24 protein-coding genes and 4 pseudogenes are annotated in these 25,691 nt (G+C 51.9%); 8 read left to right on the top strand and 20 right to left on the bottom strand.

Annotated elements, in window-relative coordinates; all coding sequences use genetic code 11:
• The first annotated feature begins 36 nt into the window (after positions 1-36).
• Both ftsY and rpoH read left to right on the top strand, forming a co-directional pair.
• The gene (ftsY, locus tag NHAL_RS10715) at positions 37-1,107 is read left to right on the top strand and encodes a signal recognition particle-docking protein FtsY (protein ID WP_013033156.1); all 1,071 of its coding nucleotides are present in this window, start codon (positions 37-39) and stop codon (positions 1,105-1,107) included.
• Between the two features lie 405 nt (positions 1,108-1,512).
• On the top strand, positions 1,513-2,376 hold the full coding sequence (gene rpoH, locus NHAL_RS10710; RefSeq protein ID WP_013033155.1) for an RNA polymerase sigma factor RpoH: 864 nt from the start codon (positions 1,513-1,515) through the stop codon (positions 2,374-2,376).
• A gap of 30 nt (positions 2,377-2,406) precedes the next feature.
• Here rpoH and NHAL_RS10705 read toward each other — a convergent pair whose 3' ends face one another.
• The 18 genes and pseudogenes from NHAL_RS10705 to NHAL_RS10630 form a co-directional block, all read right to left on the bottom strand.
• On the bottom strand, positions 2,407-3,126 hold the full coding sequence (locus NHAL_RS10705; RefSeq protein WP_083761443.1) for a S1C family serine protease: 720 nt from the start codon (positions 3,124-3,126) through the stop codon (positions 2,407-2,409).
• A 259-nt stretch (positions 3,127-3,385) separates the two neighbouring features.
• The gene (locus NHAL_RS21995) at positions 3,386-3,985 is read right to left on the bottom strand and encodes a sulfotransferase (RefSeq protein WP_083761394.1); all 600 of its coding nucleotides are present in this window, start codon (positions 3,983-3,985) and stop codon (positions 3,386-3,388) included.
• On the bottom strand, positions 3,979-4,293 hold the full coding sequence (locus NHAL_RS22250; protein ID WP_041354885.1) for a sulfotransferase: 315 nt from the start codon (positions 4,291-4,293) through the stop codon (positions 3,979-3,981). Before NHAL_RS22250 ends, NHAL_RS21995 begins: the two co-directional genes overlap by 7 nt.
• Positions 4,294-4,664: 371 nt before the next feature.
• Positions 4,665-5,900 (bottom strand): VanZ family protein, encoded by a 1,236-nt coding sequence (locus NHAL_RS10690; protein WP_013033153.1) that lies wholly within the window; start codon positions 5,898-5,900, stop codon positions 4,665-4,667.
• Between the two features lie 473 nt (positions 5,901-6,373).
• On the bottom strand, positions 6,374-8,518 hold the full coding sequence (locus NHAL_RS10685) for a hypothetical protein (protein WP_238985338.1): 2,145 nt from the start codon (positions 8,516-8,518) through the stop codon (positions 6,374-6,376).
• 106 nt (positions 8,519-8,624) lie between these two features.
• Positions 8,625-9,752 carry a sugar-transfer associated ATP-grasp domain-containing protein gene (locus NHAL_RS10680; protein WP_013033150.1) on the bottom strand — a complete coding sequence of 376 codons (1,128 nt, stop codon included), beginning with the start codon at positions 9,750-9,752 and terminating at the stop codon, positions 8,625-8,627.
• 6 nt (positions 9,753-9,758) lie between these two features.
• Positions 9,759-11,339, bottom strand: a complete 1,581-nt coding sequence (locus NHAL_RS10675; protein WP_013033149.1) for a hypothetical protein — start codon at positions 11,337-11,339, stop codon at positions 9,759-9,761.
• A 159-nt stretch (positions 11,340-11,498) separates the two neighbouring features.
• Positions 11,499-12,935: a lipopolysaccharide biosynthesis protein gene (locus NHAL_RS10670; RefSeq protein ID WP_013033148.1), complete on the bottom strand. Its 1,437-nt coding sequence runs from the start codon at positions 12,933-12,935 to the stop codon at positions 11,499-11,501.
• A 47-nt stretch (positions 12,936-12,982) separates the two neighbouring features.
• Positions 12,983-13,222 carry a hypothetical protein gene (locus tag NHAL_RS10665; protein ID WP_157862550.1) on the bottom strand — a complete coding sequence of 80 codons (240 nt, stop codon included), beginning with the start codon at positions 13,220-13,222 and terminating at the stop codon, positions 12,983-12,985.
• A 225-nt stretch (positions 13,223-13,447) separates the two neighbouring features.
• Positions 13,448-13,555: pseudogene (locus tag NHAL_RS21605) on the bottom strand (ATP-binding protein); the annotation flags it as partial.
• A gap of 198 nt (positions 13,556-13,753) precedes the next feature.
• Complete coding sequence (locus NHAL_RS21600; protein ID WP_013033146.1) at positions 13,754-14,416, bottom strand: hypothetical protein; 663 nt, start codon at positions 14,414-14,416, stop codon at positions 13,754-13,756.
• Entirely contained in the window at positions 14,388-14,855 is a 468-nt protein-coding gene (locus NHAL_RS21595) for a transposase (protein ID WP_013033145.1), read from the bottom strand. Before NHAL_RS21595 ends, NHAL_RS21600 begins: the two co-directional genes overlap by 29 nt.
• Positions 14,856-15,174: 319 nt before the next feature.
• The gene (locus tag NHAL_RS10655) at positions 15,175-16,311 is read right to left on the bottom strand and encodes a hypothetical protein (RefSeq protein ID WP_238985337.1); all 1,137 of its coding nucleotides are present in this window, start codon (positions 16,309-16,311) and stop codon (positions 15,175-15,177) included.
• A 689-nt stretch (positions 16,312-17,000) separates the two neighbouring features.
• Positions 17,001-17,435, bottom strand: coding sequence for a hypothetical protein (locus NHAL_RS21150; RefSeq protein ID WP_157862549.1), 435 nt, complete (start codon positions 17,433-17,435; stop codon positions 17,001-17,003).
• Positions 17,436-17,698: 263 nt separating this feature from the next.
• Positions 17,699-17,980 (bottom strand): annotated as a pseudogene (locus tag NHAL_RS10645) (IS1634 family transposase); the annotation flags it as partial.
• Between the two features lie 9 nt (positions 17,981-17,989).
• Positions 17,990-18,550, bottom strand: coding sequence for an IS630 family transposase (locus tag NHAL_RS21990; protein ID WP_157862509.1), 561 nt, complete (start codon positions 18,548-18,550; stop codon positions 17,990-17,992).
• 5 nt (positions 18,551-18,555) lie between these two features.
• Positions 18,556-19,059 carry a helix-turn-helix domain-containing protein gene (locus NHAL_RS21985; protein ID WP_041354723.1) on the bottom strand — a complete coding sequence of 168 codons (504 nt, stop codon included), beginning with the start codon at positions 19,057-19,059 and terminating at the stop codon, positions 18,556-18,558.
• Between the two features lie 518 nt (positions 19,060-19,577).
• Positions 19,578-19,868 (bottom strand): hypothetical protein, encoded by a 291-nt coding sequence (locus NHAL_RS10630; protein ID WP_041354877.1) that lies wholly within the window; start codon positions 19,866-19,868, stop codon positions 19,578-19,580.
• Positions 19,869-20,349: 481 nt separating this feature from the next.
• Between NHAL_RS10630 and NHAL_RS21145 the strand changes: the two genes are divergently transcribed.
• From NHAL_RS21145 to NHAL_RS10620, 3 genes are read left to right on the top strand one after another with little or no spacing between them, the layout of a single operon-like run.
• A complete protein-coding gene (locus NHAL_RS21145) occupies positions 20,350-20,535 on the top strand; it encodes a hypothetical protein (RefSeq protein WP_162010827.1) in 186 nt (61 codons plus the stop codon).
• Positions 20,507-20,704 carry a hypothetical protein gene (locus NHAL_RS19845; protein ID WP_013033143.1) on the top strand — a complete coding sequence of 66 codons (198 nt, stop codon included), beginning with the start codon at positions 20,507-20,509 and terminating at the stop codon, positions 20,702-20,704. The genes NHAL_RS21145 and NHAL_RS19845 overlap by 29 nt, the downstream gene beginning before the upstream one ends.
• 36 nt (positions 20,705-20,740) lie before the next feature.
• Positions 20,741-21,649, top strand: a complete 909-nt coding sequence (locus NHAL_RS10620; RefSeq protein ID WP_013033142.1) for a hypothetical protein — start codon at positions 20,741-20,743, stop codon at positions 21,647-21,649.
• 20 nt (positions 21,650-21,669) lie between these two features.
• Here the strand turns inward: NHAL_RS10620 and NHAL_RS10615 are convergent.
• Positions 21,670-22,378 (bottom strand): annotated as a pseudogene (locus NHAL_RS10615) (IS1 family transposase).
• 259 nt (positions 22,379-22,637) lie between these two features.
• On the opposite strand from NHAL_RS10615, the pseudogene NHAL_RS22585 reads away from it, so the two are divergent.
• A pseudogene (locus tag NHAL_RS22585) lies at positions 22,638-22,775 on the top strand (transposase); the annotation flags it as partial.
• A 2-nt stretch (positions 22,776-22,777) separates the two neighbouring features.
• Here the strand turns inward: NHAL_RS22585 and NHAL_RS21980 are convergent.
• Positions 22,778-23,041 (bottom strand): hypothetical protein, encoded by a 264-nt coding sequence (locus tag NHAL_RS21980; protein ID WP_238985336.1) that lies wholly within the window; start codon positions 23,039-23,041, stop codon positions 22,778-22,780.
• 6 nt (positions 23,042-23,047) lie between these two features.
• Between NHAL_RS21980 and NHAL_RS19835 the strand changes: the two genes are divergently transcribed.
• Entirely contained in the window at positions 23,048-23,434 is a 387-nt protein-coding gene (locus NHAL_RS19835; protein ID WP_049780635.1) for a transposase, read from the top strand.
• 633 nt (positions 23,435-24,067) lie between these two features.
• On the top strand, positions 24,068-25,636 hold the full coding sequence (locus NHAL_RS10600) for a hypothetical protein (RefSeq protein WP_013033139.1): 1,569 nt from the start codon (positions 24,068-24,070) through the stop codon (positions 25,634-25,636).
• Positions 25,637-25,691: the final 55 nt, after the last annotated feature.

Here is a 25,691-nt window from a genome sequence, read left to right as displayed (position 1 = left end):
TACTTAGTCAGTATTACCTAATGAGTCGTAACAACCATGGTAAGTTTCTTTAAGCGAAAGGGAAAGAGCCCAGAACAAAATCCAGAAACGGTGACTTCTCCCCCTGAAATGGCTGAAACCCCGGAGGAAGCCAATGGGGGCACGGAAACCGTGAAAAAGCAGCGGTTGTTTAAACGCCTGCGTAATCGCCTGGGTCGCACCCGCGGCAACTTGACCGGCGGCATCGCCGACTTGATGCTGGGTAAAAAAAACATCGATGATGAATTACTGGAAGAGATTGAAACTCAACTGCTTGTTGCCGATGTAGGGGTAGAAGCCACCCAATCCATCATCGATAATCTCACCGTGCGAGTCTCCCGCAAACAACTCAAAGATCCGGCCGCCTTAATGGCCGCCTTACGGGAGAATATGCAAGAACTGCTGCTGCCCTCTAGCCACCCCCTCGTGATTCCCGAGGGCATCAAACCCTTCGTCATTCTCATGGTGGGCGTCAATGGAGTCGGCAAAACCACCACGATCGGTAAGTTGGCCAAAAAATTCCAGGCGGAAGGCCGCTCGGTAATGCTGGCTGCAGGCGATACCTTCCGCGCTGCCGCGGTGGAGCAGCTTCAAGCCTGGGGCGAACGTAACCAGGTGCCTGTGATCGCCCAGCGCAGCGGGGCTGATTCTGCCTCGGTGATTTTTGATGCCCTACAATCGGCCCAGGCGCGAGGAATCGATGTACTGATTGCGGATACTGCAGGCCGCCTGCATACCCAGGCCAATCTCATGGAAGAACTCAAAAAAGTCAAACGGGTCATGGGGAAAGTGGATCCCCAGGCTCCCCATGAAATAATGCTGACCGTAGATGCCGGGACGGGCCAAAATGCCCTCAATCAGGCTAAACAGTTCCATGAAGCCGTGGGCCTTACAGGGATTACCCTCACCAAGTTGGATGGCACCGCTAAGGGGGGAGTCATTTTCGCCATTGCCAAGAAAATGGCGCTCCCTATCCGCTTTATCGGCGTTGGTGAAGGAATCGACGACCTCCGTCCTTTCGACGCGGAAGAGTTCGTGGCGGCCTTACTTACCCCTACCTCCGCGGAAGAGATGGAGGAAGAAGCTTAAGATCGGCGCCTACGGGGACTAAAACCCTACTGAATTAAAATAGCCGCAAATGAACGCGAATATTTCAATGGATTAGAAACAGGTAATGCCTAGCCCAATTACCCCCTCATCCACATCTTCTCCCGCCGGGGGAGAAGAATTAAACATGGATTTTTACCACCCAGGCGCAAAGAGGAAGGAATCTCAGTCAGTTGAGCAGCCCTTGAAATTTTCCTGCGGTGGCCAAATTTAATAGTGCAAACTAGTAAAAAATATGCTTGTCTAATTTTTTACTCCCTGTGACCGGTGTTCAAAGGCCAACGCGCGCCACCGGCAGGAAACCTTTGCGATAAATTCATACTCAAAATTAGCACTCTTACTACTTGAGTGCTAATATAAGAAGAGCTTTTTTCTGAAGGGGAACTTATGGAACTGACTGTACGCAATAGTAATGGGTTCTTGGTGCCGGTGGCTGTGGGGGATCTGGATACCTACTGCCAAACTGTCCATAGCATTCCCATACTAAGCGCGGACCAGGAGCACAATCTGGCCCTTCGCCTTAGAGATCATCATGACCTGGACGCAGCTCGGCAGTTGGTACTCTCCCACCTTCGTTTCGTGGTCCGGATTGCGCGAGGATACAGCGGTTATGGGCTTCCCCTGGCCGATTTAATCCAGGAAGGCAATATTGGCCTCATGAAGGCGGTCAAACGCTTCGATCCAGAACAAGGGGTCCGTCTGGTATCCTTCGCTGTGCATTGGATCCGGGCTGAAATCCATGAATTTATTCTTCGCAACTGGCGCATCGTCAAAGTAGCCACCACCAAGGCCCAGCGCAAACTATTCTTTAATTTGCGGAGCGCTAAAAAGCGCTTGGGCTGGCTAAATCGAAAAGAGGTGGATGAGGTTGCCCGTGATCTAGGAGTCAGTCCTAAGCAGGTCTTGGAAATGGAAGCGCGCTTGAGCAGCCAAGACACTCCCTTTGAGGGCCCCAACGCTGAAAATAGCGAAGACGACATCCCCGCGCCGATCGCCTATCTTTTCGATCCTACCACCGACCCGGCGAGGCAAATGGAGCGGCTGGACCAAGAGAATCATTACGGCCAACGTCTACAGCAGGCACTGGAAGCGCTAGATCCTCGGAGCCGTGCGATTATCCACCGCCGTTGGCTTCAAGAAAGCAAAAGCACCTTGCACGAACTGGCTGCGGAATACCAAATTTCTGCCGAGCGAATCCGCCAGTTGGAAAATAACGCCATCAAGAAATTGCGCTCTATGCTGACTGATTAACCGCCCCTCAAATTGGGGAGCGGGAGACTATTACAGCTTCACCCCCGCTCTTTCAAGTAGGGCCTTGACATAATCCACTGGAATAGCATAGGTAATCCCGCTTGGATTCTTGAGTACGTTCTCCTTGCTACCTTTAACAAATACCATATTTACCACGCCTAGCACCTGTCCAGTATCAGGATCATAGACTGGACTACCACTATTACCGGGGTATGCCGTAGCATCCAGCTGAAATACTTTAAAAGAACGCTGGCGCAAGTGTTGAATTCGCTGAGGATTAAGATCTTGGCTGGTCCGGCCAGCTGTGGCAATAGGGGTAATAGCTGACACAATACCACGGTGGGTCACAGGATGCAGCCCCAACACAGCTCCAATCGGAAAGCCGGTAAAAGCAATGGATTCGCCTTCACGGACTTGCGAGGTATTACCCAACGACATAGGGGGCAGAGGGGAACCCTCTATCTTCAACAAAGCAAGATCATGTACAGTATCGACAGCCACTTTCTTTGCCCGCCGTAGCAGACCTTTTACACCGACAAATACTGCGATACGTTCATTACGTTTAGAATCAAGTTGGGATGGCAACACATGGGCGTTAGTCACCACATAGCGACCGTTAGCGACCACAAAGCCTGTCCCCCGATAACTTGCCTGGGCACCCCGGGTGGAGGCATAAGTACCTACTCCCACCACTGCCTGTTTAATATGCTCAATGGTCTCTGGTAAGCTCGCTATAGCATTGGTTGCCATTAGAAGCAATACGCCAATCTTTAACAGCAACCATAACCTTTGCAGCCGCGTTTGCCAACACAAGTTTACTGCCCTCTTTCTCTGGAAAAAATGCGCTTAGCGTTTAATATCCCGCTTTTTCATCCCTTAGTAGCCAAAGCGGGATAACATATAATACTAGCTCAGAGAAGATACACCATCGACTGTTCGATCGCCTTCCCCTGTTTCAGGGCGCTCCCTGCCAGATGTAAACTAAAACCAGAGTCTAGAGGCAGCCCACTTACCACCGCTGAATTACGGCATAATGAAGCTTTTTAAGGCGGGTAATGAATAGATGATGTTTGACTATTCTCTGATAGCCAAAAAGATCCAACGCGGGACCAGCAATTTCATCGAAGATAGCCTGATCTGAGAGTGGCATCTTTGATGTCCACTCAAAAACCTTGTCAGGGTCTGGCGCTTGCATTGATTTTTGGTGCCACTGAATGCTTCCTACTGGCATTTCAGCCTCTGAACTGGATTGATAAGCCATCATCCGGGCATGGAAAGGCTCCCCCAAAAAATTGCAAATGGTACGCAAGGTCGCCTCCGTATCCAAGACCAAATCCTCGTATCGAACCTCCAAATAATGTTCTCCAAGGAGGGTGCCCATCTTGCGCATAAGTGTAGTCTTCCAACGCCACTCTTCCGCTACCCTAGGGATATGTTTTGACCCCCAAGAGATCTTACTTAGGGAAAGGGCTACATCTCGACCATCACGGACTAAATGAATTACTCGGCAGCCCGGAAATAAATGCCATAGCACATCCAATTCAGTGCAATAAGATGGCGTCTTATCGCCCCAGCGCAACTTGTGCTTAGAACGGGCATACTCTAAAATATTGCATGGATAAGATCAGCATAGCTTTTGATAGGGCGAGCTAGGATAGTATCCATATCACCTGGGATAAGTCCCCCTCTTCTAACGAAGGGATGCGCAGCAATATCGCGCAAAAGATTAGCTACACTCTCCTGCTTAGTCAGATCACCATAGTCAGCTAGTCGCCTATAAAATTCTGGAATAAAAACCGATTCAAACGGTACTGCAATATTGGGGTGATTATTGACCATCAGGCGCAGCATTGTGGTACCGGAGCGGTGGACACCCACAATGAAAAATGGTTCCGTTTTAGGGTATTGAGTATACATTGACTCTTGATATTGAAAGCACGATGCATCGACTTTCAGGATAGGTACGTTTCGTTACCGTTTTATACCAATTTAATCAAAGAATGCAATTTATTAAGGCTTCAAGTGCTTGTTTAGACTGCATCTATACAATGCAAAATTACATGAAATTGGTATTATTACCGTTCCTAGACCATGGTTAAATTTCCAGAGAGCTCATAACGCTGCTCACCCGAACTTTGGGGAAGAAAGAAATATCTCCAGACCAGGAATCGGGAAAACTCCCAATGATATTGAGAGAAAATAACCCAGGAGTACCAGCTATGAACTTAGAGACTTGGCCTATAGAGGGTTAAGGGGGTTATGACTTGGCTGGCAGTAAAACGAAGAAGTTACCGTCTTTTAAAAACACGGGCAGACCCGCGCAACTCCTGACGTAAGGGGGCATATACCCAAGGTAGCCACCACGCCAGTAAAGCAAGCATGGCATCAGTGATATCGGGATATCGACCTGCAATATATTGCTGATTCCATTCCAAAGCAAACATTCCAATCAACACCCCCATTCCTCCCCACATAAGTACTCTTATGGGTTGCTGAGGACGGAAATGGAGAACCAATAGGCTCAAGGCAAAAAACGGCCAAACGCCAATAAAAGTGTCGATAATACCAATCAAAGTACCAGCAAGGTGCCCCTTGAAGGGAATCCAATTAAAATCGGAAGTTAAGATCGTTCCTCCCGCACACAGTTGGTCGATAATAATAACGCCGAGAATTGCCACAATTCCGGTTAAAATAGCAATCTTTGGCGATAGCCTACGTAGCCAGGCAAAACAAAGCATTCCTAAGCTGACACCTGCAATGGCTTCGGCCGAGAGCGGGCGACCTACCACGGGTAATTTGAGTAAAAGCACCGCACTGACAAATGCAGCAAACCACCAGAACACCGGTTTACCAGGCTTCAAAATCCCATTACTCACCGTGCCCAAAGCGATAATCGTTAAAATATATACCGCCATCTGATCGAGTTCTAAGGAAGCCTGTCGAGTAAGCGCATACCAAAGGGGCTTTAATTCCTGGCGCAGGCTATAGACATCAAGCGACGGTACCCATGGGCTGGTTTGAGAAAGTGCCCATAAACCCAAGAGAAACAAGCTTGAACTGGCCAGCGCTCCAGGCTGCATATGGGCCCGGCGTAGCGAGAGTAGGCCCTCATAGATCCGGCCTTGGGGGCAAAAAACAATGAAGAGTACCCCTCCGACAAGGGCCCCCATGGTATTAAGCCCTAAATCTAGAAATGAAGGCACTCGGCTTGGCAAGTAAATCTGCAAATACTCGAGCAAAAAACTTAATGTGGCTCCCCCGAATAGGGCTGCGGAAAATTTGGCAATTAGGGAACGGAAAGCCGCAGCACGCGCAAGCAAGAAGCCTAATGGGATATATACAAGAATATTCGTTAAAACATCCGAATAGCTGATATTCAACTCATATTCAAAAATAAATCGCCATTTCACTTCTAATGGAACTTGCCAGTCATGCAACGGATAGAGAGTGCCATAAGCCAACAGCCCCCCATAGATGATCACTGGCAATAAGCGAAATTGCTTACCCTGTTGCCTAGAGTACATGGTGTATAACCTACCTTTGGCATTCAGACAGTATGCCAGTATAACCCGGATATTGCACGAGCAGGAGAGATAAACCTAATTAATCCCTTATAATTCAACTAGATAATAAAAACAGGGAGGCTCTGTCCACGACAGGCTGTACCTTAGGATGGGATGGATTTTCCAGTATTTTACCTCCCGCATCCTTAAAGTGTAAAAGTTGGCATTTAACCTATCGGACATTGTCAGATGAAATTGTATTCAGGGCATGGTAGCCAAAGTGTACAGGACCGCATACCATGAAAATAGCCCTGAAGATGGAATTTGTTCCTACACTGTCTGATAAATGAAATACCGAGTTTTACAATTTTTTTTTGTAGCCGATCCATGACCAGAGTAGCATCCCGAGCCAAGACCACGTCAAAACAAAGGGGAATAACTCCAAGTACGATGGCCGTAATGACAATATCTCTTAGTGGCATCGAGGGGCTCTCTCACTTGGGTCCTAGCATCCGGAATATGGGCGCGCGTTTTGACGCTTCCACGAGATTTTCCCAATATCTACAAATTACGTCTAGTTTATCGAGCACTATGCACGCTGCACTGATTTGCTGTACCAGCCGTTGCGCCCGATCTTCACCAATCGAAGGATCGAAACAAACACGGGATACCAGCCGAGCTCCCGGAGCAATCCTAAGCGCGCCAATCCAAATCCCATCTTGGTAACGAATTCGTACCGGCTGTCCGATATGGCAACATTGACCCGCCAATCGTCGCTCTGCGTCCGAAACCCCTGAGGGAAGCCACGGGGATAAGTCCGTATTGAGCCAGTGATACGCTGCTGTCGCCTCGTCGTAGCTCAACAGGCCCGAGGTGCGCCGTACCAGAAAGGTGAAGATGGTAGGAACACTATCCCAAGATTCACTCTCTTCCCCACTGGCCCGCCGGTAAACGGACGGTGGTAGCGGTTCGATGCACGACCACCGGCCCATACGGCTGTGCAGAATTTCGGCGAAATCGCGGAAAATACCGTACCGACTTCTCGAATCTGCAGCGAAAAAGGCTTCCATTTCCCATAATGCTGCCTGCCATCGCAGAAGCAGCCCGTAGTTGGGTGAGGTGCCCAAGTGCAGCGCCTGGGCGCACCACTCCTCAGGGACGTCCCAGCGGCTCACGTAGCAGCCGAGACCTCGTGGAAAGGTTTTCTCCGCCTTGATGCCACTGACCACCGACGACGGGACCAGGAGCGCCCCTGCAAACGGCGGGCCAGTAAAGAACTTCGATCCAGTCGCAATCACGTAGAAACCTTGCCGCAGGTAACCGGCCAGGTTGGCGCGGCTCACCCGCATCTGGGCCGCATCCACGATCACTGCGACCTGATCGCCATAAGTCGCCTGCAAGTGCGCGATGCAATCGAGACCGGGCGCCCCCAACCCTGTCTTGGACGAGTCCAAAACATGAATGAGCACCGATTCGCCGACCTTGATCCCTCTTCTCACCAGCTCGCACAGGCGATCTTCCACCTCATTACGAGGCAGGGCCTGCCCCATCTCGTCGCGCAATTCTAACTCCCGTACTCGAATCTGATCGCAGGGCAAACCCTCCACCGCCGCGCCGGGCTGAACCGCACCACCCAACGGGCTCATGTGGTCGAAATGTCGCCCAGCAGCTGCATGCCGACTGCCACTGCCGATCTCTCGTGGGGAAATAAGGATGTTTAATAAGGGTCGCTTGGCCACCACGCTCGCGCAATACACCGCAAATAACTCTGCATCCGTGCCCGATGGTGTCAGCAAGACCTTGGCACCGGATACCTGTTCAAGCTGCAATACGTCAGCCAAGCGTCCCCTCGCCCATGCCATCTCTTCGACGAATCCATCTACCAGCCGACCGGCTAGGGCCGCCGGGAACAGGTGCCGGCGCTGCGCTTCGGCGCTCCCATACCCGGGTGCCGAAATCGAGGAGGCGGTACATGTGGAGAACGTGATCGCCCGGGAACGTGGGCTCGGGCTGCATCCGTATCTGTTGAGTCCTAAATCCGGGCGGACCAAGAGTCGTTCGTCGCCTCCAAGAGTCAGCAATCGCTCTGTCGGCTGAGCGATTGCTAAACCCTCCGCCGCGCATGCGACCGCAGCTTCGCAATCTTCGGCGGAACGAGAAAGATAGTCAGTTACCTCATATAAGAATGACAGGAAACGCGCCAAGCCGGCAGCGATAACCTGCGGCGAACTTTGCTGGGTGCGCTGGAATATCAGGGATCCAAAGGAATCTCCCAGCCAGGCGGGACCCGCTGCTAAAACCCGCGCCCGATCTTCTGAATGCATGCTTTCAAGAAAAAGCAAGCTAGAATGCAACGCAAGCAACGCCGCCGAGACCTCTTGCATCGACCCACGCGCCGCCCGTGCCCATGCAAGTTGCTCTACCCCATGTCGCAAATGGAAAATCGCCAGCGCAGAATGCGCGAGTGCACTAGAACCGATCTCCAAACTTCCGTCACGCAGGACCCGCAGGGGCTGGCGCTGTGTAGACACCCGGACTGAGAAGCCGCGCAGTAATATACCAATGGCCGGAGCCTGCAAAGCTCGCTCCAGAACCATCCGTTGCTCCGGTGTCAGCGGCGCGTCTACCCTTGGCTCCACGGCGAACGCAAAGTCACTATAGGTTTGGTAAGCCTCTTCAGCGTCCATAGTCATCGAGCAGCGCCCCCTGAAAACCGTTACCGCCGATCAGTGCCAGATGTATGCACTACACGCATCTGTGTTTGTGCAGAAGATCCTTTAGAGGACCTCTGTTGATCCCCGCGTCGACCACCAACTGGGGCAGACGCAGCCCGCCGATGATATTTACCTCGAGCATAACCGGACCCCGGTCCGTCAGCGCAATATCCCACGCCTGCATCTTCAAACCCGGCAACGATGCAGTGCCCTCCAGGCAAAGCTCCAGTGCCCGCCCCCAGTCCGGTAACGTTACCCCCACCAGCCATTTCCCGGTATCCGGGTGCTCGGAAACGTCGCGGCGCTGTAGACCGAGACCCGTGAACATCTGTCCAACGACTCCAGTCTCTGCGCCGATAGGCCCCACAAGATTGCCAGGCTCCCAAAAATTATCAGCCATTGCGCCGCCCGCAGCAACTTTCCAGAGGGTGCTAATCACCTGGGGCACCGGATCCAGCAACGTGACCATGCGAACGCTGCAGATGCGATTGCCACACAGATCTGACACCACCGGGTGCGGCTTCAGAAGCTCCTGAAAGAGGTATCCTTTCTCCGCCAGCGGCTCGAGGGTCTCCACAAACTCCGTCACGGCGATGCGCCGCCCGTTAACCAGCACCAGCTCGTCACATTCACCATCGAAACAGTCCACAGCGTACACGCCTTTTCCCCACATTCCGAGCACAGGCTTGGCGACCAAGGGAAACGGCGCCTGCTCGCGAAGAAACTGCCCCAATTCGGCGCCGTTCCGCACCACCGTCAAAGCGCCATGACGGCGGATCGGATGATAGGCTGCGTACAGTTTGGGTGTAGGCAACTGCAAAGCTTCGAACAAGCTGTACGCGACCAACTTGTCGTTTGCAATGGCATGCCAATGCTGGGAGTTGAACAGCTTCCAAAGATCGTACTCCATCTGCCGACCCAGAAAGGCTTGCTTCTGCTCGGGACTGAAGCGCTGGTCATCGAATAAGCAATACTGATAGTATTCATCAGGAGCAAGGTGACCAAAGCCACTGCGCAGCGCGATCATCTCCACGACCTGGCCCCATAACGACTTTCCGGAGGCCTCGCGAGCCGCTTCGCCATGTTCTCGCACCGCACGACACAATGCACCAAGGTCCTCGGAAATCCGTGCAACGCGTTGGCGCAGTCTCCAAAGCATTTCGGTTTACTCGCTCGCGACCCCGTGCGCCGACGGTGCTACCGCCGAAACGGGCGCTGTGTCCTCCCGGCCGAGCATGGCCGGTCGGTAACGGTCACGAATCTGCGCAACGGCCCAATGAAACTTGTACCCCGTCTGGGAAACCAGCAGGCGAAGGGAGATGGGCATTCGTAGCGGCACTCGCAGGCCAAGCCGGTCAGCGACTACATTGCCCCGCCACACAATCCAAAGATACAGAGAAGCCCATGCGCAGCGCAGACGGTAACGCACTGATCGACGGTTACGGGAGTCGAGTTCGCGCGAGAATGCCAGCAGAGCCTGCCGCGATGCCGCCGAGAACATCCCATCGTTGTCCAGAGTCACCCAAAAAGGTTGCGTAATTGCCTTCTTCTCCTGTCCAAACGCCTGTCGATCGATGCCAGCCGATTCGACTAGCCGCCGGGGAATAGGCCTATCGTAATCGTTTCCAAGACGCCAGGGTGCCATTTCAGGCGATTGAGAGATTTTCAGGATCTCGTCGTGGCGAGGCATCATCAGGACCGGCAACGGCGCGTGGATGAAGCCCAGTCGCAATCGGAATTCCCCTAGTGAGGCCCCGGAAGGATCCTTGCTCTTGAATTGAGTACTGTCCGCAATGGCTTGCGGCGCGAAGTCCCAAATCGTGTCGCCACGGAATCCGGTGAATAACACTGTACCGGGAAGCTGCTCGGCCAACACCGACATCACCACATCATCACCGCCATTGCCTGTGGCTAGGAACTCAGCCTCTGGGGCGTCTTCACGCTCAAGATAGTGCGAGCGGTCGAATTCGGCTACGCTGAAACCGAGCTGTCGTCCGATTTTACCCCCGTCGTCGTTAGTATTCTGAGGGGTGGCCTCATTAAACTCCATCCGCGCACTGCAGAAAGTCACTGCCTGAGTACCGCCGCACTTGCGCGCGATTACCGCGCACGCCGGCGAGTCATACCCTGTGGAGACAGTGACGAGCGGCGCATAGGTGATGGAACGGCGAGAATCGTTGGCATTGCCAAGAACCTGTTGCGCTGTCGCTTCAAGATGGCCCATGTAATCCTCATAGGTGCGGAAATGGGGAAGGGATGGTGGAAGATCCATGCGCATATGGAGATTGCGGTCGACGCTGAGCCTACGGTAATACTGGAGCTGAATCCGGCGCCTTCTCGCTGTAGGGACCCACTGTCGCGCGCGATGATAGCCCTTCAGTATTGTCAAAAACTCCGATTCGTACTCGGCGTGCATCGGATCAGGTCCATCTTCGAGCACTGTGAGCAGGTAGACAAATGAATTGGAGACAAAGAGGCGGTCGCAATCCCGGCAGAAGTGCAGGCGCTCCATGGTATGGCTGCTGGGAATGAACACTACCTGATCCTTGGATAGCCCCCCCCCAGAACCCAACACCGCTTCGGCGCCCAACAAACCACGACGATCATAGGGTCCGGCCCATGCACCTTCGAAGAAAAAGTCGTCCTGGCTTTCTACCCAGGGCCCGTGCTCCACAGTAACGATATCGGAACCGCGCTCAATGCGAGCACACCAAGCCAGTCGCGGCAATGCCGCATTCTTTTGCATCCTAAATTCCACTGCCGTACCCCCTTGGTCGTTCACGCTGCATCGACTACTGCCAATATCTAAATATAGTGCGGAACGCTGTAGCGCTCCATGTTTTTAGTCACCGCCCACAGAAAGCTGTCGGCCAAACGGTCCGGTCCATAGCGCCTTTCAAAGTAGTTAGCCGCTGACCGGCCACACTCGGTTTCGGGCATGGAAAAACAGCAGTCTCAATTCGTCCCAGATGGGATGACGGAGTGCGATTACAGCAGCGAGCCAACCCACGCCGCCCCCCGCGGCGCCAATGATAAAAGTCTGCCAAAGGGGCTGACCGACACCAGCCGTCGCCCAAAGATGGAGCATCGGGAGCGCTGCCGTAGCAGCGGTGATCAGCAAGCTTGAAATGATGGCCCTTGCATAGATACTGAATTCGAGACCAATAGCCGAACGCATCAACCAATAGGAATAGAGCCATCCCACCGCAGCCGGAAAGACCATGGCGAAGGCAACAGCCTCCAGCCCCTGGGGAACAGCCAGCGCCAGTGCCGAGATCGTTGCCAATAGCGTGGCAACCCGTAACCGCACCAGCAGGTGTACCGCGCCGACTGCAACTAGAGCCTGTCCGGCAAAGGCGAAGAGCACATTGACTGCCGCATAGATGGACAAAATGCGTGCCAGAGGAACAACAGCATCCCACTGGTCACCGAACAGGATTCGAACCACCGGGAGCGCCATTATGGCGACGAAGGCATAGAACGGCCACGCTAGGGCCGTGATTAATCCAAGTCCATGGGCATAAAAATCCGTGATGCTATCTCCCGATCGGTGCTTCGCCGACATGTGCGGCAAGATTACCGGGTGTACCGCCGCCAACACGGTGCGGTCAAATAGCTGAATGACACTGAGGGCCTTGCCGAAGAAACCAACCGCCGCAGCGCTCAAATACCGGCCAATGATGACGTCAGGCGCACCCCGCTGAAACTCGAGCGCGATGGTCGCAAGCGTAGCTTGCCCTCCAAAACCTACAACCCTTCGCCACTCCCGAAATTCTGGGCGCACGACGAAGTGCCTGGGCCCCAAGAGACGGGCCAGCGCCACTGTGGCGATTACACCGAGGAGTGCGCTCCACGCTAAGCTCATGGCCCCGAGGCCTATCCATGCGAACCAGATGCTGCTTGCGGCACGGATGACTTCACTGCTGACAGCCACGAGGAAAATGGTTGTAAACTGCATCTCCCGCCTCATGTATGACAGGACCACCGAGCCGAACGGGATCAAAGCGAAATTGATGGCAAGGACCCGCAGGATTTCCGTCACCCGCTCGTCACCGTAGAAACCGGCGGTCCAAGGTGCCGCAACCGCTAGCAGAATGGCCATGGACCAGGCAATTACCAACGTAATCCCGAAGGCGGAGCGGATGCGTTCAGTAGTAAGCTCCTTCTCCTGAATGATGTACTGGCCCACACCGAAGTCACGCATGGAGTGGGCAAGGTTCACGAAGACCACCGCCATGGAAAAGATTCCAATCTCAGCCGGAGTAAGCAGGCGCGCCAAGGCCATCGTGGAGACCAGTGAGATAATCAGAACCGAATAGCGGCTCAGCGTCGTGACCACCATCGAGCGCCGAACTCCCGGTTTGTTTTCGCTTCTGGTCATGCTCTCCTTTACCCTTTTCCCACAGGGACTGCGAGCAGCGAGCGTACTGCAGCTGCAGCTGCAGCTTCGAGCAAACCCAAGATCTCTCCGATAAGATTACGGCGGCTATAGCGCTCCAGCCGACTGAGCGGCACGGCTAGCTCTTTTATCTGAAGCGCTTTCTGCGATGGAATAGGATTACTACAGAACTCGGCGTTGACACTGCCTGCGTGAAAAACCCACAGTAGTGTTCTAGATTGGGAGATCACAAAATTATATCCGCACGCCAAGTTCATACTCGATCGACAAAAACCCCAGCAACAATATCATGCAATTGGCATATTTTGGAAGGCGTTGTTGCACGAATTGACCTCCGCTCCCATATGTCGCACAGGTTAGGGTATACCCATATGATCCTCCGGGTTGTCAATAGGCAAATCTATGCTTAGCTGAGCCCCTATCAACACCGATTGAAATTTGACCCACCCGCTTTATTAATCGTCTCTGATTTTGGAAGCCGGAAACACACCGGCCTGACGTTTCTCCCTCAATCGATAACTTTCCCCCTGAATGGGCACCACATGGGAATGATGCAACACACGACTTGGAAAGTTAACCTCAAAATGCGGAGATAGGGGTAGAGTTAAGGGGGCATCAGCTGCTCCAACACCTATTCCTGAGATTGCCCCTGTGCGAAGAGGGCTTACACGAAGTGCAACATCTGCCCTAAGGCCTGACGGGTGAGGGTATGGAGTTTCTGGCCGACAGTGTGCTGGTGGTTTTCAGCAAAGGTAAATCGTTCAGATTTTCTGCCGCCTGCCGGGGTGCGCTGAAGCAGCGACTGCGCTACGCAACTCAAGCGGAAGTGGCGTTTGACCGCCTCCTCCCTGCGCACCTGAGACGCTTCCAGCCCCACGGCCTGTTTGCAAAACCCATGAAAGATTTCCACCGGCCAGCGGTAGCTCCAGACCCGAATCACCCGGCTTCCTTCCCAGTTGCAGGGCATCGGTGAGTAAAAATCGGGGCGGGTCCGGTAGCTCGGCCTGCTCATGAACAATGACCAGGCGTTTGCGACCATAGCGCTTTAACCGCACGGTCTTGGTAAAGACCCAGAAGGATTTTTCCTCACCGCTACGCAGCTTCACGTTGACGCGACGAAAGCTCTCGGGAGGGTGCTGGCGCAACTCGGTGGCGATCTCATCGACCCGGCGCCATTGCCCCTGCCATTGAATGAGCCGCGAGCTTTCCAGCTCCGACACCCAATGCTTCCCTTGCTGTTCAATCAACCGCGTGAGCGGCAGTGAGAGCACCCCATTATCAAACGCGTAGTGGGCTTGCGGAAACTGGCCCTCGGTCTCTAATTGACGCACAATCTCCACGGCCATTTCCGTACGCTTGCGGTAGGACAACCGATTTTTCTGATAAGGGAGCAAGTCAATAAATCGCTGCCGGGCAGCCTCCAAGTCCGCGTAGTCCTCTTGGGGCTGTCATGTTCAAATAGCCTAACTCTTCTGCCTGGTAATTAGGGAACTGCACCTCGACCGCTAAACCATCGATTCTATCGGTATTGGCCACTACCGCCGTGACCAGTGTCTGGTGACGGCTCATCCGCCCTTCCACATAGTCATACGCACGCTTGGTAGCGTAAATCTTCGGTCCCCGGTCATGATGGAGATAGGTCCAATCCAGGCTCATCACTTCCAAGCCCCGTCCATGATGCGCTCCCGACACCACCGCTCGATGCCGTCCCATCAATCCTGCACTGTCCCAGCCCGCCTCAAATACCGCCGCGTGCATCGCCCGTTGACTCACCCCTTGAGATTCCGGCCACACCTGCTGGGCGTAAATCCCTTGCAGCGTTTTATTAGAGCTGAGCAACAGACCCGTCACGTATCGGCTCACATGTTCAAAACCTGCCTCCCGACAGAACAGATCCCGGTAAGGTGCTAGACCCTCTTTGATAAGGTAGCCACATCTCTCAGCATTTCCTTGAGCTATTTTTCCCCTATCATGCTCTTTAGACCCTTAACTTTCCAAGTCGTGTCAATAAATATCAACGCAAACCAGGCTACCGAAACGATACACTTTCAACTGCCACCTTCAAGAGCGCTTTTCCTGAGTAGATCGGCTATTAACGTTTTGTGGGCTTGATGCCCAAAACCAGGTCATCGCCAAGTGCAGAATTTTTATTACTGACGCACGGTTATAACAAGCAGCTAACTCACTCACGCGACTTGATCGGGGCAAACTCGCCGTATTGGGCCTTAGCTCTTTCCACGGCCCAGGGAAAAATGAATCGCCTGAGATAAGTAGGTTTACCCTCGAACCAGCTAGCCATACGCCAAATCGCCGGCTGCTGCTTGGCCCAATCGGCAAAAAGGTTAGCGGCTTGATGAAGCCGCCGATCCAAACTTGCGCTCGCAAGAGGCGGTATACGCCCTCTACCCCACCATATGGATCTGTGATCTTTGAGCCACAGCAAAAAGTCTTGCATAGAAGAAGGGGTGAGAAACTCATCGTAGTTGTGAATTATTACCGACGCCATGCGCTTGTTCACACCGAAGGCTTCTCGGGGCACTCCTTTGCTCTCGACAATACGTCGACATATGGGACGACTGTACTCGTCACTCACATCCCACTGGCTCATCTCCGGATCATTACTAATCCGATTCACGTCTCGGATAAACCTAACCGCCCAAAAAGGGACGGGGCAATGAATGAAGCCAGCCCACAGCCTAAACTCAGCCAAACCCAATCCAGAAGGATCTCCGCGAACAACATTCGGGCCGAGGTGCTTTGTGTGTTTGCCCCACATTTTATCGCCATGATAGCCTGTCAGAAGAACCCGTCCTGCTAGGGTCTCCTCTGCCGCACTAAAACGCACTTCCTCTCCCATGCTGTTCGCGGCGATAAAAGGAATTTCCGGTTTCTGTAAATGCCGCCAAGCAGTCCCTGACAAAACGATAGGGCGCACACCAAGATAACTCGCAATGGTTTCCCCGCTATCCTCTTCATCGAGGTGGGTTCGGTCAAAACAGATAGCTTCATCGCACCCAACTCGGCTTGCTAGCGTCATTACCGTCGGTGAATCGTATCCCGTAGAAAGTGTCCCCAGCATATGAAGTTGTTTGGGCCGACTTTGACTCTGAATGTTTTCGGCCATGCGTTCCATAGTTCTTTCCAGAAAGCCCAAGTATTGTCCAAAATTTGCAAGCTCTATATCTGCTGTGGGCTTAGGAATCACAGAGGCTACGCTGCCATCCCACAGCACGTTGTCAAAATAGACGAGCTCAATGTCCCCTTTAGAACTCGATAAAAATCGTTGGTAATTATCGATGCCGTAAGTGACTGAATACAAATCTTTGTAGTAATATCCATATGTTGGATCCAGTTCAGCATCGATTATAGACAGCAGGCATACGAGCGAATTCGACAACCATACACCATCATCCCTTCTCAACATGCTCAAACGATCAACTGTGGATCCAGAAGAGACGAATATTATGTCTTTTCCTCTTATACGCCCTCCGCTTCCCGCAACTACATCCGTCTGATCAAACTCTCCTGCTTCATATGATCCAGGCCACACCGCCTCACAAAAAAATTCTTGGGTAACATCCACTCGAGAACCATGGTAGACAGTGACTTTCTGACCCCCCTTGCGACATTCTGCAAGCCATGCCTGGCAGGGCCAATTGCTCATCAATTCGTACTCGAAACCCATCGACTCTGTCTGCCATGCCTAGCGTGTACAAGATTCAATACAAAGTTTCTGGTCAATCAAATTATCAACTCCTAATAATTTATCCAAAAATCCATGAACTCATTGCCATAGAAAAACAAAACGGGCTCAACATAATCCAAGATCTAAGTTAGGGTAGCAATTGTAAAGGTTTCCATGCATAGGCCGTTCATGCAGAGCATGCGGTGGAGGTTTGTTGCAAGAGTGTCGCCAGAACACTCGTACGCGAGATTAGTGATGCTCTCTAAGGATGTCAAGTTTTCTGTATAACGATGTTTAAGTGAGCATCTAACCCGTGTAAAACCCTAGACGCTCTGTTGAAAAACACCTGTGGTGAAGCACCCGCGATAAGCTGAGAGGTAGAGTGGGGTTTTGCCAAAACCGTATGGCGAAGGGGTAGGCGCTGAAATACAGAGGGATAAAGATAATCGCCTTGAGGACAGCAGGTACCGCTCCTTCTGTCGGTTGTAGCTGAAGTCACGGGGTGTATAGGGATCATGCAAGGGAATGTTATGGCGGATTTTCTGCTCGCGCAGTGGCGCATAGGTGGAGCCACGACTATACCCCCGATCAGCGATGATCTCTTTGACGGGCAGACCTAGGGTTTGGCAGCGATAGTCATAGTCCATTCGCCCGGGGAGGACCGGACCTTCGTGCCGGACCCCAGGCATAGTGAAGCAGTCCGTGACCATCCGTGACCATTTGACTATCCCCATCCACAGAAAAATGGGCTTTGTCACCCAGTTTTTTGTATCCCTCCCGGGCGAGAGACCCAACTCGCATTGGGATCGGGACTGCTGACATCGGCTTCCACCAAGCGGGCATCTGCCAAAATGCGTCGACCTCGCCGCTGCCCTTCCTCCTGTCAATGCCGGATAAACCGCTCAAAGAGTTCAGCAAAAATCGACTCGCCAAAGCGATCTCGGATACGGTTCATCGAGGAATGATGGGACACCGGCTCGGTAAGCCTCAAACCGACTTTCCGACCCTACTTTGAGATTTTTCACGGATAAGCCTCCTGATAAGGCAAGCCGAGCAAGGACAACAGTGTTCTGAGTTCTTCTTTGAGATTGACGGTCAAGAGTTGGGTGGTCTCTTGGGTGATCAAGAGTAAATGCACATCTAAAAAGAGTTCAAATATCCAGCGGGTAATCGGCTTCTGGGTCGGTTTGCCCTTTTGATCGGGCACGCTGGCCTGATGAGCGGCGAGGGTGGTACGGATACGGCGTTCCAGGGCCGAGTAAACCAGGAGGCAAACCGTCATGACCATCAAAAGCGCCATGATACCATTTCTTTAAATATTTGCATGCTTTAAAGCGGAGAGGATAAAGGGGTAACCGGTTAAAGAACGAATCGTTTGTGGAGTGAGGTCCTGGAGGATTTCCCCGACAGTCTGTCGAAGGGAGTCCAGTGTGCTAAAGAGAACCCAACTGAGCTGATCTTTCATGTGTTGCCAAAGTCGCTCGATAGGGTTGAGCTCGGGGCTATAGGGAGGCTGGAACATCAACACGATATTCTCAGGCAACTCCAGCTTCTTGGCCCAATGAGAGCTGGCATTATCAAGTTGAACGATATGGAGAGCGTGGGGATAGCGTTGAGCGAGGTGATCCAAATAAATCTGAAAACAGTCGCTATCGTGATGAGAGAACTCCAAAAAGAAGCTTTCCCCGCTCAGCGGCTCCACTGCCCCATAGAGATAGAAGGCTTTAAATTGCCATTGCACCGGCGCTAGGGGCTTGGTGCCGGTCAACGTAATCAGTCGCCGAGGGATGGTTTTAAGCCCAAAGCGCGTCTCATCGTAACACCAATACCGCACCGCTAAAGCGGGGTCTTCCGCCCCGTAGAGGACCGGCAAAACTTCTAGGCGCCGCGGGAGTTTTTTTTAAAGTCCACCCCCGCCGCTTCCTCTCGATGAAGGTGGCTCGGGCGCGCCACTTTGAGCTTGGCTTTGAGCCGGTAACGTACTGTCTGATGTACCGTTTTATACTTAATCTGCAACCCGTATTCTTCCCTCAGCCACTGTTGAATCGCCCCATAGCTCTTAAAACCCGGCGGTTCTTTCAAACGCTGCTTTAAGGCCTGCTCCACCGCCGGCGGTATAGCTCGGGCACGCCCATTATGCGCCGTCCCAAGCTCAAGCAAGCCTGCTAACCCTCGGGCCCGATACCCCTCAAACCAGCGGTAAAGGGTGGAGGGATTGCGCCCTAGCACTTTCCCCAAGGCTTTGAGTTCGGTGACCTGCTCGCTCTTGAGCAAATATAACGCCTGAACTCGTTCTTTGAGTTTCACCTCGCTCTGCTGGTGAAGCAGCGCTTTTAATTCCTCGGCACTCTCCGTGATTTCTAGCTCTAGGCGGCGACTCATCAACCTCGCTCCTCCCCATAAACTCGCTTTCAAACCTCCTCATTATAACATGCGGGGTCAGTACGAATTGGTATCAGTAACTGAAAAAATACGGCATTATGATGCGCCAAGGTCATGACTGCGATTAATCGAGCGACCCGGTCCGGGTCGGTGATATGCGTGTCTTCGAGGTTGAAGCCCTGGCGCTTCATCGCCGCAAACAGACACCGCGTTTGCCAGCGTCTGCGATAGTCCTCGAGCGCCTGCTCTGGGGCGTGGGTGGTGATAAGGTATGACCCCCAGGCGCCGTGGCCGGTTGAGTATCATCGTCTCGCCGATCTGAATGCTGAACAGCCGGGTGACGGGCAAACGAGCATTACGCTGACGGTTATGGGTCTGGGTGTTATTGGGAATGCGCAGGCGAAACCGAATCCCGCGCTGGAGCAGATAAGCTAACCACCGATGGCCGCGGAATTCCCGGTCTACCGTCAGACAATCAATTCGTCATCCTCTTCGGGGAGCGGATGCCCAATTGAAAATTAGTTACACAGAAAATTTGACACCCTCTGCCCTCGCTCCTCGGTGGAGGAATTGCCTTTTTTCCCCAACACCGTCCACATTAGCGGCACGGACACCCCAGCATAGGCCACTGACAGGACCAACACGTTGATCGGCGTGCGCCTCAACTGCCAGGTGGTCCGATCTAGGCATAGCACCCAACGATCGCCCAAATCTAGCCAACTCGTCACCAGCACCGATACCAGGTCGGTTTCAAGTTTATGATGACGAAAAAAACGCTTCACCCGTTGATAAACCGATTCCCGCTGCACCAGCGCATCAAACCCAACGCCAGTTGCGTTAAATTTACCGTCCGCACTTGAACCATCGCCACGATCAATTGCGCTAAACAGTCGATGCGGGCTTGATGCCAGGGCAGAAAACGCTTAAGTTCTAATTTCAGTGGCAGTAGCCAATATCGAGAGAGTAGATGGTTTAGCGGTGGACGTGCAATTCCCCAACTATCAGGCAGAAAAATTAGGGTGTCTGACCATGACAACTTAACCCGACTACCCGGAGCTAGAATCGGCGCGAAAGCGATTTATTGACTTGCTCCATCATCAGAAGAACCGCTTGGGTTATCGCAAACGCACGGAGATGGCCGTGGAGATCGTTCGCCAACTCCAAGCCGAGGGGTATTTTCCACACGCGCCGTAGCTTTTGACAAGGAGAGCTCTCGCTGCCGTTAACTCAGCTGATTGTACAGCAGGACAAGCATTGGGTTTCGGAGCTGGGGAACGCTCGGCTGATTCAATGGCACTGCGTCGATGCGGTGGCCGCCGAGTTGGCCAGCAGCACCCCGAAAGCTTTCGAGCCCTGACGGTGATCCTGCGTCATGGCGAGCATACCGCCTTCTGGGTGTTTACTAAAACTGAGTGGGCTAAAGCGCTATGGTGGCAAGCGCCCAGTCATGTTCCATCAGCAGACGGATTTGGGTGATACCCCCTGCTTTTTACTCACCGATGGGTTGCACTGGGGAGGGAGCCGGGTCATTCGCGTGTGGAGCTACCGCTGGCCGGTGGAGATCTTTCATGAGTTTTGCAAATTCTACCAACGGGATCCTCAACCGCATCCCAGGACAGGGACAACTGCTTTAGAGAAGCGGTAAACGAATACGACCAACTTATTATTGGAGACCCAAGACATGTTTTATTTTCATGTTGGAATGCACAAAACCGGCACCACTTTTATGCAAAAAAATGTTTTTCCAAAATTTCACGGTATTAAATATCTGCCTCCCTGGTCTCCGTTTGATCGCTTTCTTCGTTTGCACGATAAGGAGAATTACTTGTATTCCAATGAGAGGTTGGCGGGAATACTATGGGCTACCCAATCTCAAGTTGACTCCAGCCTAAAACAGCTTAGTGACTTGTTTCCATCGTCGCGCATCTTAATAAGTTTTAGGCGCCATGACGGATTTATAGTATCCTCTTATAAGCAATTTCTTCATGAAGGTGGTACGTTGAAATTCGAAGAATACTTTGATATTAACAATGACCGAGGCTTTATGAAGAAAGATCAATTCCTCTATAAAAATAGGATTGATTCCATAACAAAACATTTTGGAGATATACCTTTTACTTTTCTGCAAGATGAAATAAAAAAAGATCTACAATGCCTATTGAAAGATATAGAGAAATTCATTGGTGCAGCCGCTCCGAAGCTAGAAGAAATTAATATGCAGTTTATGAACACAGGCGTTAGTTATTATCAAGCTAAAGTTCTGCGTTGGCTGAATCAATTTGCTCATTCTCATCTTAATCCAGATGGCCGTTTTAAAATTAAAAACGCTTTTACGAGCGCTTTTAGGTTAGAGCCTCGTCAGTTCTCTCAGCACTGGCTCGGTTTTCTCCCTGACAAGGATTTTCTAACCAGTGAACAAAGGCAAAAGATTATTGAATATTATAAGGAAGATTGGAATTATACATTATCTTGTGTGAAGTCGAGAGCGAAAACTTTCAGGGCGGTGGAACAATCTCGAATTGGGTCGACGGTGTATGAACCACCAGGCCTTTTGCAAAATCGGTTAAGAGCCTTTAAAAAGACAAGGTAGTGCTCAAAAAGTAATGCTGCTCAGAATTGTCGTATGACTTCTTGGTTGTAATGACAAATAAAGAATTTGATTGCTCCGATATGATTAGCCAGTTTTTTCGAAAATGAAAGGGTGTGACGAACTAAGCGCGAGACGCGCTGGCGCAAGGTGCAGTTAAACCGTTCGATGGCATTGGTTTGCCCCGACCCCTTGGAACACACTTGATGTTGCGCTGGGGGAATAATGCCCCGATAGGCCTCCCAGTCGTCGGTGGAAAAAGTGGCGTATTTGCGATAGCTTGTCGGAAGACGCTGCCATAGCTGATGGGCACTGTCCCGTGAGCGGTCACCGACAGAGAAGGCCAAGACTTGGCGTAAGCAGGGATCGAGCGCCAGCCAGAGCCATTGCTTATTCGCTTTACAGCCGATAAAGCTCCACAATTCATCGGCTTGGACTTCCAGACAAAGGAGCTCAATGGCCCGATCGGGTGAGACCGGTTGAACACCTAGATCATCAGGCAAGTGTGCGTTGCAGCAACCACGTCAAGCTCACCTCCAGTACCCGACAAATGCCTCGCAACGACAGCCGCTCTAGCAGTAATTTTTTGACCAAGGTGCGCGTGGTCTCGTCAATACGATGGGCCTCAGCCACAAACTGCCGCCCACAGTCCAGACAGGCGTGGTTTTGTTTACCATAGTGGGTGCGACCGTTTTTCTTAATGTGCGATAATCCACAATGTGGGCAACGCAAGTTGTTCATCAGAGTGGTTCCTTGTTAAAGAAAGTTTGGTCACTTCCTATTACAACGGAGTCGCTCTGTTTTCACAAAGTCAAAGCATTACTTTTTGTGCACTACCCCCACGATATCGTTAGGGTACCTCTAAAAATTCGCCATTCCATGTAAAATAACCTAAAACTCTACCCTGGTGATAAAGATGCAGCCCAAAGAAGTTAAACGAGCAAGACGCTTTGATCGGGCTTAAATTGAGTGGGAAGGGTTTCGGGAGGCCTTGCAGCGATGCCGAGAGAAGGCGAGGAAAAGTGCGGTCGGTAAAAAAGCCTTTGACGTGGTGATGATGTTCAAGGCAGGGGTGCTGCAACAGCTTTATCATCTTAGCGGTGAGGAATTGGAGTTTCAGATCTGCGAGCGCTACAGCTTCTGTCGTTTTCTGGGGCTCAACCCCGAAGACCGGGTGCCAAGACCCTCTGGTTGTTCTGGGAGCAACTCACGGAAAAGTACCTCATCAAGCCGCTGTTCAAGGATTTTGAGCAGTAACTGGAAGAGAGAGGATTGAAGGCCTGCAAAGGACAGATTGTCGTCGCCAGCCTGGTGAGCGCCCCCATCTAGCGCAACCACCGTGAAGAGAACGCTCAGTTCAAGGAGGGCAAGAGGCCTGGGCGTTTCGAGAAGCACCCCCACGTGAAGCGGCAAAAAGACCTGGAGGCGCGCTGGCCCGAGAAGAACGGGCAGAAATACTACGGCGACAAAGATCATCTCGTCATCGACAATGAACCCAAGCTGATCCGCGATTTTGAGCTCACCTCCGCTGAGGTGCATGACTCCCAGGTATTTTTTCGGCTATTGGGTGAGAACATCTCCAAGGCGGTGTGGGCTGACAGTGCCCACCGTAGCGAAGAGAATGAACTCGTGCTGAAAGCGGGGGGTTATCATAGGAAAGGCTATCGCCACCGGCTGCTCCACAAGCAAGAGAAAGAGGCGAACCGCAGAAAATCCCAAACACGCGCCTGCATCGAATATGTCTTTGGTTCGATGGAAAACGAGATGGGGGCCTGTTTATCCGGGTGATTGAGCTGGTACGGGCTTAAAACCAAGATCGGATTGATGAACCTCATCTATAACACCAGGCGTTGCGTGACGCTCTGCAGGAGCGGTCTGTCCACCGCATGAGCAAATGAGTCGATGTTGCCCCATTTACGAGAGGATCATGAAAAAGGAAACAAAACATGATATTCTGTCGCACAAGGACGCAGACACAACGAGGATTGAGCATCGCGGAAAATCAGAGGCATTATAAATGTGTAAAAGTTGGCACTTAACTTATCGGACATTATCAGATGAAATTGCATTCAGGGCATGGTAGCCAAAGTGCTGGTCCCTGTAGTCCTATCAAGCTCCAAAGTTCTTGAGGATGCGTAGCAGGGCTTGATAGGGCTACAGGACCGCATATCATGAAAACAGCCCTGAAGATGAAATTTATTCCTACACTGCCTGATAAATTAAATACCGAGCATTACACAGCTCATACCATTTTCTTCTGACATGCACCATGGTTCGAGGCTCCTTTCACCAATCATCAAGGCTATACCGACTGCTCTGAGAATGAGTTCCTTTCCTTGCCGTATGAGAGTCTTCCTTAAATGAGCTTTTTCCCTTTTTCAAGGGTCCGCCAGACCGAAGAGAAATTCTAGCGAGCAGGACATGAGCTTTCGTTTTTGTTATCGTGAAAATGCTGCAATTCCCCGATTAGCGTGGTGCGCGAGCATCACCAAAGGGAATGATACAGTAGTCGTTGAGCACGGTCCCTGGGTAGAACGCGCAACTACTTTCTTTGTTGAGGGTGCCTGGTTGGGCGATTTTTGCAAAGGCAAACTCCGTGATTCCGAAGTCTTGTTAGGATCGGGCGGTACTCTCAATTCTAGCGAGGTATTTTTTTTTCCTGCAACGTATCCTACCGAGCGGCTTCACAGTGTGTGCAATGGGAACACACTCTACATCTCCAATTCCTTCTGTTACTTGTTAGAGGTCAGTTCACTACAGCTGTTGGACGACTATGGCTTCTACGAAACAGACTTTTTTTCAATTCTTCGAGGGCACAACAAAGCGGTAACTTCGGTTCCACTTGACAGGAAGCATCGAGTCACCCTTCACTATCATGATGGCATCGCCATTGACCGCGACCTCACTCAGCGGCGGATACCTCGACCTGCGCCTCCTGTGTTTACCAATTACACCGGATATATCGACTACCTCACTGAAATCATTCATGCTATTTACGATAACGCTACGGACACCGCTCGAGCTATTCGGTATACTCCGTTGAGTTCGCTTTCGACTGGCTATGATTCCCCAGCGTGCACAGCGCTCGCCAAGTCAATTGGTTGTACGGAAGCGATAACATTTATTGATTCTCGGCACGGACACATGGAGGATGCAACGGATATTGCAAAAGCACTCGAAGTCACCCTACTACCGGTTAAACGCGAAGCATATTTTGAATTACACCAGTACCCTGAGGCTGAGTTCCTAGCCACCGGAAACGGCGGCGACGACGTTGTCTATGCACCATTAAGCACCACACTTGAGAAGCGGCTCTTCATAAAGGGTGATTTCGGAGATGGTTTGTGGAATGTCACCACCAAGAATGTAGATAACCATCGCTACGGACGATCCACAACTGGTGGTCTCGGTGGCTCCATGTCCGAGTTCCGGCTACGAGTAGGTTTCCTGAATTTACCCATTCCACTGCTAACTATGTATAGACGGCCCGAACTTAATAAAATTTCCTTATCTAATGAAATGTCCAAATTCCGGTTAGGTGGCTGGTATGACCGACCTATTCCACGACGAATGGCTGAGGAAGCAGGGGTGCCCAGACAAGCTTTTGGCACTATCAAGAAGGCCGTGACTCAGCCCATGTGGATCGCCGGCAATATTCCCGCGCTATTTACTGAAACATCTTGGGATGATTTTCTACGGTTTCGAGAAAGCAAAATCAGATTCGGACCTCATGGGCGAGATACCGCCCGGCGCATGGTGGAGGAGGTCAGGGTTCGATTGTTTCGGAAGATACGGTACGGAACATTGGGATGGTATCTTTCCAAAACCCGGCTCCGCTCAGTCATAGAGATGTTCAACCTTGACGTACCTCGTCCAGGATCGGGAACCCGTTCGGGAAGAGAATATAGCTTGGTCTTCCACTGGGCCATAGAAAAAACTCGCAAGCGATATGCTTCTACAGGGCTGAAGATGATCTCCCATTCCGATTGAACAGAATCTATTCATGCCACACCATGCTACGTATCTCTTGCAAGCACATGGAAAG

Origin of the sequence: Nitrosococcus halophilus Nc 4 (assembly GCF_000024725.1) — a bacterium.
Taxonomy (GTDB): Bacteria; Pseudomonadota; Gammaproteobacteria; order Nitrosococcales; family Nitrosococcaceae; genus Nitrosococcus; species Nitrosococcus halophilus.
The sequence above is the reverse complement of the archived record's forward strand: the minus strand, read 5'-3'. Positions and strand labels throughout refer to the sequence as shown.

Bases quoted from the DNA above. Each gene is read 5' to 3' on its own strand.
- NHAL_RS10620 (WP_013033142.1), top strand. From the start codon at position 20,741: ATGTTTTATTTTCATGTTGGAATGCACAAAACCGGCACCACTTTTATG.
- NHAL_RS10600 (WP_013033139.1), top strand. From the start codon at position 24,068: ATGAGCTTTCGTTTTTGTTATCGTGAAAATGCTGCAATTCCCCGATTA.
- NHAL_RS10680 (WP_013033150.1), bottom strand. From the start codon at position 9,752: ATGCTTTGGAGACTGCGCCAACGCGTTGCACGGATTTCCGAGGACCTT.
- NHAL_RS10705 (WP_083761443.1), bottom strand. From the start codon at position 3,126: ATGGCAACCAATGCTATAGCGAGCTTACCAGAGACCATTGAGCATATT.
- rpoH (WP_013033155.1), top strand. From the start codon at position 1,513: ATGGAACTGACTGTACGCAATAGTAATGGGTTCTTGGTGCCGGTGGCT.
- NHAL_RS10690 (WP_013033153.1), bottom strand. From the start codon at position 5,900: ATGTACTCTAGGCAACAGGGTAAGCAATTTCGCTTATTGCCAGTGATC.
- ftsY (WP_013033156.1), top strand. From the start codon at position 37: ATGGTAAGTTTCTTTAAGCGAAAGGGAAAGAGCCCAGAACAAAATCCA.
- NHAL_RS10670 (WP_013033148.1), bottom strand. From the start codon at position 12,935: ATGGTGGTCACGACGCTGAGCCGCTATTCGGTTCTGATTATCTCACTG.
- NHAL_RS22250 (WP_041354885.1), bottom strand. From the start codon at position 4,293: ATGTATACTCAATACCCTAAAACGGAACCATTTTTCATTGTGGGTGTC.
- NHAL_RS21145 (WP_162010827.1), top strand. From the start codon at position 20,350: ATGGCACTGCGTCGATGCGGTGGCCGCCGAGTTGGCCAGCAGCACCCC.
- NHAL_RS10675 (WP_013033149.1), bottom strand. From the start codon at position 11,339: ATGCAAAAGAATGCGGCATTGCCGCGACTGGCTTGGTGTGCTCGCATT.
- NHAL_RS21985 (WP_041354723.1), bottom strand. From the start codon at position 19,059: ATGAGTCGCCGCCTAGAGCTAGAAATCACGGAGAGTGCCGAGGAATTA.
- NHAL_RS19845 (WP_013033143.1), top strand. From the start codon at position 20,507: ATGTTCCATCAGCAGACGGATTTGGGTGATACCCCCTGCTTTTTACTC.